Source organism: Ensifer sesbaniae (genome assembly GCF_013283665.1).
GTDB classification, from domain to species: Bacteria; Pseudomonadota; Alphaproteobacteria; order Rhizobiales; family Rhizobiaceae; genus Ensifer; species Ensifer sesbaniae.
Genome location: NZ_JABEKU010000003.1, coordinates 429,075 through 441,705, shown reverse-complemented (window position 1 = coordinate 441,705; position 12,631 = coordinate 429,075). Strand labels below are relative to the sequence as shown.

The window sequence follows — 12,631 nt, the reverse complement described above, 5'->3', positions numbered from 1 at the left end:
GATCGGGCTTATAGACCCACCCCCTCTCACACGTCAACAGACATTTTCAAAAAAAATGACAGATTTCTGACAAAGCCCGGAAACGCAGGACTTTGAGCCCCCAAAAAAGTTTTGCCTCCCCTCTTCGGCCTGTGGAGACACATTTTGGCCCTCACTTTTTCACAATCCGCCGATCTAAGCGAAATCGACGATGCGTCGCAGATTCTCTCGCGCGGGCAGGCTTGGGATAGCTGGGATATCGGCCCCCTCCCCTCCCCCGCGATTTGACTCCGTTACGCGAAAGATGCACATCTTCGCGCAACGTATCGCAGGCAAGAATACGGTTTAGAGAAATCGGGGACCCTCAGCTCGGCATGAACACCGACAAGAACATGGTCAGGTCGCTCGGCGACCAGCCGCCGATCCTTGCGCATGGCCGTCGCGCGCCCGACAGGCGCGAGATCTCCCTACGCTGGCTTTCCGGTACCTTTCTCACTGGCATCACCTCAAGTCTTCTCATGGGCGTTGCGCTTTTTGCCGCCCTCGACGGGCGGCAGCAGCTTGCGATCCCCGCCGAAGCCTATGCGGCGCTCGACGCCGCGCCGAATGGCGACGAACAGGCGCGTGCCGTGCGCGGTGGTCGCATCCTTTCGCCGAAGCTCGTCGCCAAGCCGGCCGACAAGACCGTCATGGAAGTCTCCACCATGACTCATGACGGCGAGAAGGAAGTGGTGCGCAAGCAGCCCTTCGTTCACGTCAAGATGGCGCTCGCCGCCAACCACCAACCCTCGGAAAGCTACCCGGACTTCGATCCGCTGGCGATCTTCTCCACCGACGAGGCGGACGAGGAATCCCCGGTCGCCCGCACCGGTACGCTCTATGGCTCGAATGTCGATTCCGAAGTGGCGCTGAAGACCGTCGATTTCCCGCTGCATGGCGGCGTTGCCTTCGACAGCTCGATGTCGCTCGAGGAGGTCGAGGAAAATGTCCGCACCAATGGTTCTGTCCTGACCGAGGGCAGTACGCAGGTCGCTTCGCTCTATTATGTCGACCCGCAGCGCTTCGCTTCCGAAAGCGACGGGCTTGACCTGCTTCAGGGCCTGACCGCCCGCATCGTCGAGCAGAACAAGAGCGACGCCGCCTACGAGACCATCGACGAGGAAAGCACCGAATACGCCGACGACATCATTCCGGTCAGACGCCAGACCGATATTGCGACGGTCATGATCAATGCCGGCTATGCCAAGGCACAGGCCGAAGACGCCGCCGGCTATATCGGCGACGCGCTCGGGGCGACGGAACTCAACGAAGGCGACGTTCTGCGCATCGGCATCATTCAGAACGGCGAAGCGCAGAAGGGCGAAGAGGCCCGCATCGTGCGCGCCACCATCTATTCGCGCAATCGCCATGTGCTGACGATGGCGGTCGACGACAAGGGGCGCTTCGTTCCGGGTGCGGAACCGCCGAAACTCGACGCGGTCGCCACCGCCTTCGATGACAACGGCGCACCCGTCATGACCAGCGGCCACGATTTGCCGCGGGTCTATGACGGCATCTACCGCGCCGCCCTTTCCTATGGCATGAGCGCCGACATGGTCGGCCTCGTCGTCAAGCTGCTCGCCAGCAACGTCGATTTCCAGGCGCAGCTGAAGCCGACGGACTCGCTTGAAGCCTTCTTCTCCGTGACCGACGAACGCGGCATGGCGACGGAAGATTCCGAGCTTCTCTATGTCCGCGCCAAGTTCGGCGATGCGGTCACGGCCTTCTACCGATTCCAGGACCCGGAAGACAATTCGATCGACTACTTCGACACCGAAGGCAAAAGTATCCGCCAGTTCCTGCTGCGCAATCCTGTGCCGAACGGCCATTTCCGCTCCGGCTTCGGCATGCGCCGCCATCCGATCCTCGGCTTCTCGCGCATGCATACCGGCGTCGACTGGGCCGCTCCGCGCGGCACGCCGATCATCGCCGCCGGCAATGGTGTCGTGGAGAAGGCCGGCTGGGATTCGGGCGGCTATGGCAACCAGACGCTGATCCGCCACGCCAACGGCTACGTATCCTCCTACAACCACCAGAGCGCGATCGCCAAGAACGTCAAGGTAGGCAGCAAGGTCGTCCAAGGCCAGGTCATCGGCTGGGTCGGCACGACGGGTCTTTCGACCGGTCCGCACCTGCATTACGAGTTGATCGTCAACGGCAACAAGGTCGATCCGCTGCGCATCCGCCTCCCCGGCGGCAAGTCGCTTTCCGGCGACGCGCTGGCGAAGTTCGAGAAGGAACGCGACCGCATCGACGAGTTGCTGAACAAGGACGGCGCCGGCGCTGAAGTCGCAAGCAACTAAAGCGGGGTCGCGATCTTTCAGACTCGCTCTTGCGCCTTAGGTTCTTGATATTTCGCATGTCGTTCGCACAAACCGTTGCGCACTTTGCGCGACATGCTCGGGGCGTCCCTCCCCTCTTCAAAAATCTGGCACAAATGAGAAGGCCGCCCCGAAGGACGGCCCCTGTCTTTGATGTCTTGTCAGGCGGCTTCCTTGTCCGTCGTCGCACCGCGCTTGAAGTTGAGGCGGTCGGAACCGGCGAGCACCTTCACGGTCGAACCATCCGGGAACTCGCCCTGCAGCATCTTCTCGGCGAGCGGATCCTGCACGTATTTCTGGATCGCCCGCTTCAGCGGACGTGCGCCATAGGCCGGGTCGTAGCCCTTGTCGGCCAGGAACGCGCGAGCATCGTCCTCGAGTTCCAGCGTGATCTTGCGCTCGGCGAGCAGCTTGCGCAGCCTTTCGAGCTGGATATCGACGATCGCGCCCATTTCCGAGCGGCGCAACCGGTGGAACAGGATGATCTCGTCCACGCGGTTCAGGAATTCCGGACGGAAAGCGGCCTTCACCACCTCCATCACCTGGTCGCGAACCACATCGCTGTCTTCGTTCTCGCCGAGACCGGTCAGATATTCGGCCCCGAGGTTCGAGGTCATGATGATCATCGTGTTCTTGAAGTCGACCGTGCGACCCTGACCATCGGTCAGGCGGCCGTCGTCAAGCACCTGCAGCAGCACGTTGAAGACATCCGGATGCGCCTTCTCGATCTCGTCGAACAGCACGACCTGGTAGGGCCGGCGGCGAACGGATTCAGTCAGAGCTCCGCCTTCCTCGTAGCCGACATAGCCGGGAGGTGCGCCGATCAGGCGGGCCACGGAGTGCTTCTCCATGTATTCCGACATGTCGATACGCATCAGCGCGGTTTCATCGTCGAAGAGGAACCGGGCAAGCGCCTTGGTGAGCTCCGTCTTACCGACGCCGGTCGGGCCAAGGAAGATGAACGAGCCGATCGGCCGGTTCGGATCCTGAAGCCCGGCGCGCGAACGCCGGACGGCGCGGGAGACCGCCTGCACGGCGTCACCCTGGCCGACGACCCACTTCGCCAGTTCGTCTTCCATCCTGAGCAGCTTGTCGCGTTCGCCTTCCAGCATCTTGTCGACCGGAATACCGGTCCAGCGCGAGACCACATGCGCGATGTTGTCGGGGGTCACGACCTCCTGCACCATAGGATTGGCATTGGCGTTTTCCTGGCTTTCGGCATCCGCAAGCTCCTTCTCGAGCTTCGGGATGACACCGTAGGTCAGTTCGCCGGCACGCTGGAACTCACCCTTGCGCTGGACGATCGCCAGTTCGTTGCGGGCTTCGTCAAGCTGCTTCTTGAGGTCAGCGGCGCGACCGAGCTTCTGCTTCTCCGCCTGCCAGCGAGCCGTCAGCGCCGATGCCTGCTCTTCGAGCGAAGCGAGGTCGAGCTCGAGCTTCTCCAGCCGATCCTTCGATGACGCATCGGTTTCCTTCTTCAGGGCCTCACGCTCGATCTTCAGCTGAATGACGCGCCGGTCGAGCTCGTCGAGTTCTTCCGGCTTGGAGTCCACCTGCATGCGCAGGCGCGACGCCGCCTCGTCCATCAGGTCGATCGCCTTGTCCGGCAGGAACCGGTCGGTGATGTAGCGGTTGGAAAGCGTCGCGGCGGCAACCAGGGCCGAATCCGAGATCCGGACCTTGTGGTGCTGCTCATACTTCTCCTTCAGGCCGCGCAGGATCGAGATCGTGTCCTCGACCGTCGGCTCCTCGATCATGACCGGCTGGAACCGGCGGGCAAGGGCAGCATCCTTCTCGACGTGCTTGCGGTATTCGTCGAGCGTGGTGGCGCCGACGCAATGCAGCTCGCCGCGCGCAAGCGCCGGCTTCAGGAGGTTGGAGGCATCCATCGCCCCGTCCGCCTTACCGGCACCGACCAGCGTATGCATCTCGTCGATGAACAGGATGATCTCGCCGTTTTCGGACTGCACCTCGTTGAGAACAGCCTTCAGCCGCTCCTCGAACTCGCCGCGGAACTTCGCGCCGGCAATCAGCGCACCCATGTCGAGCGCCATCAGCCGCTTGTCCTTGAGGCTTTCCGGCACGTCACCATTGACGATGCGGAGCGCCAGCCCCTCGGCGATCGCAGTCTTGCCGACGCCGGGCTCGCCGATCAGCACAGGGTTGTTCTTGGTGCGGCGCGACAGCACCTGGATGGTACGACGGATCTCGTCGTCACGGCCGATGACGGGGTCAAGCTTGCCTTCGCGCGCGTCTGCCGTCAGGTCGCGCGCATATTTCTTGAGGCTGTCGAACCCCTGCTCGGCATTGGCGCTATCGGCGGTGCGGCCCTTGCGGATGTCGTTGATCACCTGATTGAGCTTGGTCGGGGTCACGCCGGCCTTGGCAAGAATGCCGGAGGTTGCGGCCGAGCTTTCGATCGCAAGCGCCAGCAGCAACCGCTCGACGGTGACGAAACTATCACCGGCCTTCTTCGCGGCCTCTTCGGCGCTCGAGAAAACCCGGGCGAGCGGCTGCGACAGGTAAACGGAACCATTGCCGCCGGAAACTTTGGGAAGCTTGGCAAGTGCCGCATCATTGCCGGCACGCGCCTCGCGGGCGTCGCCCCCGGCGCGCTCGATCAGCGAGGCGGCCATGCCCTGATCGTCGTCGAGCAGCACTTTCAGCACATGCTCGGGCGTGAACTGCTGATGTCCTTGCGCCAGCGCATAGGTCTGCGCCGATTGCAGAAAACCGCGCACGCGCTCTGAATATTTTTCAATGTTCATACTTTACCTCCATAGCCCGGCAGGCCCATCTCGTGGCACCCGTCGGTGTTTCAGGATCAAGCTCCCGCATTCGGCAAGCTTGTCAGTGTAGAGCGATCCCCGCCTTGCGCCGGATCAACGCATCCGAAGCGAATATGGGGCACCGATTTTGGAAATTAAAGAGCCGGCCATGGTCCGTGGACGGAAATCTGCAACCGAAAAATGCGGCCGTCTGACGATTTCCCCGCGGCCGCATTTGCCCATTGAGAAAGCGAGAAACTCCGCGGCTTCGCTAAGCCGCGCTCATCGACCGTTCGGTGAAGGACGCGCCGAACTCCTTCATGCGCCGCACATAGTAGGCCGGGTCGATCAGAACCTCCGGGAGATAGAGACCGGGGGCCGACGCGTCGCCCCCTTCAAGGCCGAGCAAGCGTTCCACGGCGAGCGCAATGCCGAGGGCGGTCAGCGGTGCCTGGCCCTCCGGCTGCACGATCTCATGGCGATGATCGAGTGGCTGACCGTCCTTCCCCCGCCCCGCCATCTCGATCACGATTTCGGTCGAAAACGGCTCGCCGCGACGCCTGCTTGCGGATTCGCTATAGGCGAGGTCCAGCCGGATGTTGGCGGCATTCGTCCGGGCCGCAAGCGCCATGACGTCGAAAGGCGAATAGGCAACCGCATCGAGTTCGACACCGTCGACACTGACATAGCGTGCCTTGGAATCCTCGCCACCGGCCCAGTGGAGCCTGCCATCCTTGACCGTCAAAGCCGCCGGCGCAAAGCCGGTAATGCGATTGTAGTCGGCGAGCGCGGCCGGACCGCCCATGTCCTGTTCGTCGAGCAGGACCCCGATGCGGATCCGGTCGATCGCCGCATAGGCTTTCGCAAATTCGAGGATCGGAAAGACCGCGGCCCCGGCGAGCCAATGGCTGGCGAGCAGGATCGGCGCCTTGTCCGGCGCGTGGATATATTGCGCCATCTCCGGCCCCACCTCGAACGTGCCGCTGGACAGGCTGATATAGGGGATCCCGTGGCGCTGGGCGTAGCGCATGGAGCTCAGTTTCTCGTCCTTGAGGAAGATGACGACGGCGCTAAAGCGCGGCTCGTCGCCAAGGCCGAGATCCGGCCGTTCCAGATCGATGCTTACACCGACGGCGTTTCCCACCTCCCGCGCGACGGCCTCTGCCTTGCCGAGATCGCGGCCGCCGACGGCGACCGGCAACGTGGGCTGTAGCCGACGGATGATCTTCGCAGCCTGCGATCCGACGACTCCTGAACCGCCGATCATCAAAACAGGCAGAAACTTGCTTGACATCTTCCTATCTCCTAAACGAAAAGTGCCCGGTTGGCTATCGAACTTACCTTTAGTAAGTTACTATTGGTAGATAAGTTGCCGAGCACGGCTTTCAAGAGACGTGGCGACGCGAAAAGAGGATTGCGATCGATGGCCCCGACGAAAAGTCGAAAGCTCGCCAAACCCGAACGGCGTGCGCAATTGATCGAGACCGCCAAGGCGATCCTGCGCGAATGCGGAGCCGATGCCCTGACGCTCGGCCACCTCGCCGAGCGTGCCGGCGTCAGCAAGCCGATCGCCTATGAACATTTCGGTACGCGCGAGGGATTGCTGATCGCGCTGTCCCAGGAAATCGAGGATCGCCACGCGACCAAGCTGCGGACCGCGCTCGCCGGGGCACCGAAACAGCTCGGTGCGGTCGCCGACATCATCAGTTCGGTCTACATCGACTGTGCCGTCGATAGTGGTGAGGAATGGCAGGCGATTTCCGCAGCGCTGCGCGGCAATGCGGACATGATCGCGACGCAGCAGCAACAGGCCGACGACTATGTCGCCATGATCGAGGCGGCGCTCGGCCCCTTCGCGAAGATCTCCGCCGGCGATTTGCGTCTGCGCTGCACCGGTATCGCGGGGGCTGCGGAGGCGATCGGCCGCGAACTGATCCGAGGCCGGACCAACGAAACAGCCGCCAGTGCCAATCTTGCGGCATTGATCGTCGACAGCGTCGACCATTGATCGCCAACGGCTACTGCATGTCTCCTTTAATCGTAGCCGATTAAAGGACAAAAACATGCAGCACTTCAAAGTGCTACAGCGACCTTTGCGCGTCCGATAAGACGCGCGGCGCTGTAGGCAAAGAAAAACCCGGCCATGCAAAGCCGGGTTTTTGGCATGCCCCTGAATGGGCAAAGTCGTTGTCAGGCTCGCTTACTCGGAAGCGGCAAGCACCGGCGCTTCGGAGGCGGCATCGCCCGAAGGCTGGGCGTCGTCGGCAGCACCTTCCTGCGCGTTGCGGCGCGGACGGCGCGGACGCGGCGTATTGCGGCGGCGCGACGCAGCGCGGCCGGAGGCGGCCGGGGCTTCCTCTTCCATCGCCACTTCCGCCGGCGTACCCTCGATTACCGGCTGCGGACCCGTACCGTCGATAACGACGGGCTGCGGCTCGGCGGCAGGTGCTGCTGCAGGCACGGCAACCGGGGCCGGCATGTCGTCGATATAGACCTGATCCAGATCGTCCTGGTCCTGCTCGGATGCATCGTGGCCGCGGAAATCCTGACGGTCCTCGCGCTGGAACCGGTCCTGCATCTGCGCCTGTGCGGCAGCAATGATGCGGTTGTAGTGTTCGGCGTGCTGCAGGTAGTTTTCTGCCATCACCCGGTCGCCGGAACTCTGGACATCGCGCGCAAGCGCTGCGTACTTCTCGGCGATGTGCTGGGCAGTACCGCGAATCTTCACATCCGGGCCGGAGCTGTCGTAGGTCCGCGTCAGCGGGTTCGAGCCCTTGCGGTTGTGATTGTTGTTGTTTCCGTTGTTGTTATTGTTGTTATTCCGCCCGCGGCCGCGCTTGTTTTGCTGTCCTGGCCTCATAGTACATTCACCCGAATTCTCTTGATAATGATGATCATGTGGTTTCGTCTTCCGGCCGGATCCGTTCACGCCCGACAGAACACGCACCGCTGCGCTCGCACAACGGCGGCTTCGGCGCCGACTGACGTCAAATTAACAGGTACCCGCACAAGGCACTTGTTGAACCCTAGCAACTCTTTCTTGAGAGCAATCCCCGTGGCCAGGTCATACCGGAACGAATCTTAGGTCCATGACCTTCTGCCCAGTGCGCGGGCAAACTAGCCCGCTTCCTCTGGGATTCCAAGCCCTTTCTTTGCCTGAGCAAGAAAGAAGATGCGTCAGTGCAGCATTTTTTCAACGGTTGATGTCGCGTTCGAAGATCAGGACGCGGTCGTTACCGCCGAAATCCTTCGCCTCTTCACGCAGACGGAAATTTTCGGCGTTAAACAGCGCCGTCACCGCCTCTTTCTGGTCGAAACCGATTTCCAAGCCTATCACGCCGTTTGTCTCAAGATGATGACCGGCCCGAGAAGCGATGGCGCGATAGGCATCAAGCCCGTCTGCTCCGCCATCAAGCGCTGCGGCCGGGTCGTGAAGTCTCACCTCCGGCTCAAGCTCACGAACGACACTGGACCGGATATACGGCGGATTTGAGACGATCACGTCGTAGCGTCCGTCCACCTTTTCGTACCAGTTGCTGAGAAGCGGTCGGAACCGATCGGCAAGACCGAGAGCGGCTGCATTCGCCGTCGCCGTTGCCAGTGCGTCCTGCGATATATCGGTAGCCGTGCCCCTTGCTTCAAGAACCTGGGACAGCAGCGCGATACAAATCGCTCCGGTACCGGTGCCGAGATCAAGAAGGGCGCAACTCCCCTTTCGCGCCACCACCGCGCGCAGGTAGGGGATCATGCGATCGACGAGCGTCTCGGTATCCGGGCGCGGCTCCAGCGTTTCCTTCGAAAGCTTCAGCGGCAGGCCAAAAAATTCGCGTTCGCCAAGAATGCGGTAGACCGGTTCGCGTGCCAGTCGCCGCGCCACGGCCGCCCGGATCCTTGCGGCATCCGCCTCTGACACGGGTTCCCCGCCCCGCGACACGACCGCGCTCAGCGACAGGTCGAGCAGGCCGGAGATCAGATGCCGTGCATCGAGCGCCGCATGCTCGATGCCGCCCGCCTGCAGGCGATCGCGGCTTTCGGCGACGAGGCTTGCAAGCGTTTCGGTCATGGCTCAGCCCCGCTGTTCGCCGAGCTGCGCCAACTGGCTCGCCTGATAATCGGCGAGCAGCGCATCGACGACCTCGTCGATCTCACCCATCATCATCCGGTCGAGCTTGTAGAGCGTCAGGTTGATGCGGTGATCGGTCAGCCGGCCCTGCGGGAAATTGTAGGTGCGGATGCGCTCGGAGCGGTCGCCCGAGCCCACCTGGCTCTTGCGGTCGGCCGAACGTTCGCTGTCGGCGCGCTGGCGCTCCAGGTCGTAGAGGCGCGAGCGCAGGACCTGCATAGCCTTTGCCCGGTTCTGGTGCTGCGACTTTTCCGAACTGGTGACGACGAGCCCGGTCGGAAGGTGGGTGATGCGCACGGCCGAGTCCGTCGTGTTGACGTGCTGACCGCCGGCGCCCGACGAGCGCATCGTGTCGATGCGGATATCCTCGGGGCGGATCTCGATGTCGATGTCTTCGGCCTCAGGCAGCACGGCGACAGTGGCGGCCGAGGTATGAATGCGGCCGCTCGCCTCGGTCTCCGGCACACGCTGCACCCGGTGCACGCCGGATTCGAATTTCAGCCGCGAGAACACGCCGCGCCCGGAAACCGTCGCAATGATTTCCTTGTAGCCGCCGGCTTCGCCGTCGCTCGCCGAAAGCACCTCGACGCGCCAGCCTTTGGCGGCCGCATAACGCTCGTACATGCGAAAGAGATCACCGGCAAAGAGCGCCGCTTCCGATCCGCCGGTGCCGGCGCGGATTTCGAGGATCGCACTCTTCTCGTCGGCCGCATCCTTCGGCAGAAGCAGGATCTGGATTTCCTGCTCCAGCGTCTCGATCGTCGCTTCGACCTCGGGCTTTTCCATTTCGGCGAGATCACGCATCTCCCGGTCGGTCGACTTGTCGGCGAGCATGGCGGTGATGTCGGCAAGCTCGGCCGTCGCCTTCTCATAGGCGCGGATCTTCGTCACGACCGGCTGCAGCTCGGAATACTCCGAGGCAAGCTTGACATAAACGTCCGCAGCCGGGCCGGCAGACATGCGGGCCTCGATCTCACCGAACCGCCGTTCCAGTTCGCGCATCTTTTCAACGGGAAGCTTTGCCAAGTCTCACTCCAAATGCGTCTCCCCTCGCCCGGATCGGGTCCGGACGAGGGTCACGACGCGTCATATCAGTCTAAACCGGAATGCCGTTTTCCGCGGCGAAATCCACCAGCATCTGGCGAATAGGCGTCTGGTCGTGCGTGTCGTCCAGCGCCGCGTTCAGCGCGGCAGCAAGCTTGCCGGCGTCGAGCGCCAGCAGCATCGCCTTGACCGGTCCTACCGCCGTCGGCGACATCGACACCGAACGGAAGCCTAAGCCCAGCAACGCCATGGCTGAGAGCGGCTTGCTCGCCATCTCGCCGCAGAGCGTCACCGGGGTATCGTGCCGGTCGCCGGCGCGCACGATGTCGCGCAGGATCCTGAGGAACGGCCGTCCCAACACGTCGAAACGATCGGATACGCGGGCGTTGCCGCGGTCGACCGCCATCGCGAACTGGAAGAGATCGTTGGAGCCGACCGAGACGAAATCCACTTCAGTCATCAGTTCGTCGAGCTGCCACAGCAGCGCCGGCACCTCCAGCATGGCGCCGAACTGCAGCTTGCGCGGCAATTGTTCACCAAGCTTCGACTGCCGCTCGATTTCCTTCTGCAAGAGGTCGCGCGCAATCCTGAGCTCGGAAACCTCGGTGACCATCGGCAACATCAGCTTGAGCTCGGCACCGGCCGCAGCGCGGAGCATCGCGCGAAGCTGGGTCCGCAGAAGACCCGGCCGGTCCAGCGACAGTCGGATCGCCCGCCAACCGAGCGCCGGGTTTTCCTCTTCCGCCGCGCGGAAATAGGGAACGACCTTGTCGCCGCCGATGTCGAGGGTGCGGAAGGTCACGGGCTTGCCGCCCGTCTGTTTCAGCACATTGCGATAAAATGCTTCCTGTTCTTCCGCCTTCGGCATCGTCGAGGCGATCATGAACTGGAGTTCGGTGCGGAACAGGCCGATGCCCTCGGCACCCGCCTCGTTCAGATGCGGCAGGTCGACGAGCAGACCGGCATTCATCTGCAGCGTGATGCGCTTGCCGTCCTTGGTCAGCGGCTCGACATCCTTCAGCGCCCGGAACTGCGCCTGGCGCCGCGCCCGGAAGCGAACCTTTTCCTCATAGGCACGCTGCAGGTCGGCGAGCGGCCGCAAGTGCACCTTGGCATCGTCGCCATCGATGATGATCGCATCGCGGTTTTCCGCGAGCGCCACGGCACCCGTCGCCTGGCCGACGACCGGTATCCCCATGGCACGGGCGACGATCACCACATGGCTGGTGACGGCGCCCTCTTCGAGCACCAGGCCGCGCACGTTTTCACGCGGATAGTCGAGCAGTTCGGCAGCGCCCATGGCGCGGGCGACGATCACCGCATCGGTCGGGAAGTCGCTCGCCGAAAGCTTGGCACCATAACCGGAAAGCTGGCGCAGCAGGCGGTTCGCAAGATCGTCGAAATCGTGCATGCGCTCACGCAGATACGGGTCCGTCAACCGGATCATGCGCGCCTTGGTTTCGCTCTGGACGCGCTCGACCGCCGCTTCCGCCGTCAGGCCGTTGCGGATCGCCTCCTCGAGCTTGCGCACCCAGCCCCGGTCATGCGCGAACATGCGGTAGGTTTCGAGCACCGCCCGGTGCTCGCCCTCCATCGACACGTCGCGGCGCGACAACATGTCGTCGATCGAAATGCGCAGCGACCCCAACGCCTCGGCGAGCCGCTGCAGTTCCTGCTCGGTATCCTCATTGAGGAGGTTCGTGACGACGATCCTCGGCTCATGCAGCACGACATAGCCGAGGCCGATGCCTTCGCCGTAGCTGTTGCCCTCGATCGAGACCGGGCGCGAGAGGTCGAGTTCGAGACCCGGCTTGGTGATCTTCTTCAGTTCACCCGTCGCCACCATCTCCGCGAGAACCATCGCGGTCGTCTCGAGCGCCTCAACCTCGTCCTCGCGGTAGTTGCGCATCGCCTTGTTCTGCACGACGAGAACCCCAAGCGCACGGCCCGTGCGCAGGATCGGCACGCCAAGGAAGGAATGGTAGATCTCTTCGCCGGTCTCCGGCAGGTAGGTGAAGGCCGGGTGCGACTGGGCGTCGGAAAGATTGAGAGGCCGCGCAGAGGCGGCAATGGTGCCGACGAGGCCCTGCCCCATCTTCAACTGCGCCAGGTGGACGGCGGCCTTGTTCAGACCTTCCGTCGCGTAGAGTTCGAGCACGCCGTCGGAACGCAGGACGTAGACCGAACACACTTCCGCAACCATGTTCTGCGCGATCTGGCGCACAATACGGTCAAGGCGCTCCTGCGGCTCCAGCGGTTCCGCCATAAGCTCGCGCAACCGCTTGAGGAGAACGCGCGGACCTGCGGAAAGGTCTCTCATCGCGTAGGGTCTCCGAAATAGAGTAGACGGCGGCAGC

General features: G+C 62.9%; 8 protein-coding genes. 2 read left to right on the top strand and 6 right to left on the bottom strand.

The window, feature by feature from the left end:
• Positions 1–353 precede the first annotated feature (353 nt).
• Complete coding sequence (locus BHMPCIPO_RS30675; protein ID WP_173520593.1) at positions 354–2,321, top strand: M23 family metallopeptidase; 1,968 nt, start codon at positions 354–356, stop codon at positions 2,319–2,321.
• Between the two features lie 179 nt (positions 2,322–2,500).
• On the opposite strand, the gene clpB is transcribed toward BHMPCIPO_RS30675, so the two are convergent.
• Complete coding sequence (gene clpB / locus BHMPCIPO_RS30670) at positions 2,501–5,107, bottom strand: ATP-dependent chaperone ClpB (protein WP_173520592.1); 2,607 nt, start codon at positions 5,105–5,107, stop codon at positions 2,501–2,503.
• Positions 5,108–5,378: 271 nt separating this feature from the next.
• Positions 5,379–6,401 (bottom strand): NAD(P)-dependent oxidoreductase, encoded by a 1,023-nt coding sequence (locus tag BHMPCIPO_RS30665; RefSeq protein ID WP_173520591.1) that lies wholly within the window; start codon positions 6,399–6,401, stop codon positions 5,379–5,381.
• A 129-nt stretch (positions 6,402–6,530) separates the two neighbouring features.
• On the opposite strand from BHMPCIPO_RS30665, the gene BHMPCIPO_RS30660 reads away from it, so the two are divergent.
• Entirely contained in the window at positions 6,531–7,115 is a 585-nt protein-coding gene (locus tag BHMPCIPO_RS30660) for a TetR/AcrR family transcriptional regulator (RefSeq protein ID WP_173520590.1), read from the top strand.
• Between the two features lie 192 nt (positions 7,116–7,307).
• On the opposite strand, the gene BHMPCIPO_RS30655 is transcribed toward BHMPCIPO_RS30660, so the two are convergent.
• The 4 genes from BHMPCIPO_RS30655 to ptsP form a co-directional block, all read right to left on the bottom strand.
• On the bottom strand, positions 7,308–7,967 hold the full coding sequence (locus BHMPCIPO_RS30655; protein ID WP_173520589.1) for a DUF4167 domain-containing protein: 660 nt from the start codon (positions 7,965–7,967) through the stop codon (positions 7,308–7,310).
• A 333-nt stretch (positions 7,968–8,300) separates the two neighbouring features.
• Complete coding sequence (gene prmC, locus BHMPCIPO_RS30650) at positions 8,301–9,170, bottom strand: peptide chain release factor N(5)-glutamine methyltransferase (protein ID WP_173520588.1); 870 nt, start codon at positions 9,168–9,170, stop codon at positions 8,301–8,303.
• Positions 9,171–9,173: 3 nt separating this feature from the next.
• Positions 9,174–10,256, bottom strand: coding sequence for a peptide chain release factor 1 (gene prfA / locus BHMPCIPO_RS30645; protein ID WP_173520587.1), 1,083 nt, complete (start codon positions 10,254–10,256; stop codon positions 9,174–9,176).
• Positions 10,257–10,326: 70 nt separating this feature from the next.
• Complete coding sequence (ptsP, locus tag BHMPCIPO_RS30640) at positions 10,327–12,594, bottom strand: phosphoenolpyruvate--protein phosphotransferase (protein ID WP_173520586.1); 2,268 nt, start codon at positions 12,592–12,594, stop codon at positions 10,327–10,329.
• Between the last annotated feature and the right edge of the window lie 37 nt (positions 12,595–12,631).

What these genes read in the sequence shown, in the direction of transcription:
- BHMPCIPO_RS30675 (WP_173520593.1), top strand. Translation starts at nt 354, where the DNA reads ATGAACACCGACAAGAACATGGTCAGGTCGCTCGGCGACCAGCCGCCG.
- clpB (WP_173520592.1), bottom strand. Translation starts at nt 5,107, where the DNA reads ATGAACATTGAAAAATATTCAGAGCGCGTGCGCGGTTTTCTGCAATCG.
- BHMPCIPO_RS30665 (WP_173520591.1), bottom strand. Translation starts at nt 6,401, where the DNA reads ATGTCAAGCAAGTTTCTGCCTGTTTTGATGATCGGCGGTTCAGGAGTC.
- BHMPCIPO_RS30660 (WP_173520590.1), top strand. Translation starts at nt 6,531, where the DNA reads ATGGCCCCGACGAAAAGTCGAAAGCTCGCCAAACCCGAACGGCGTGCG.
- BHMPCIPO_RS30655 (WP_173520589.1), bottom strand. Translation starts at nt 7,967, where the DNA reads ATGAGGCCAGGACAGCAAAACAAGCGCGGCCGCGGGCGGAATAACAAC.
- prmC (WP_173520588.1), bottom strand. Translation starts at nt 9,170, where the DNA reads ATGACCGAAACGCTTGCAAGCCTCGTCGCCGAAAGCCGCGATCGCCTG.
- ptsP (WP_173520586.1), bottom strand. Translation starts at nt 12,594, where the DNA reads ATGAGAGACCTTTCCGCAGGTCCGCGCGTTCTCCTCAAGCGGTTGCGC.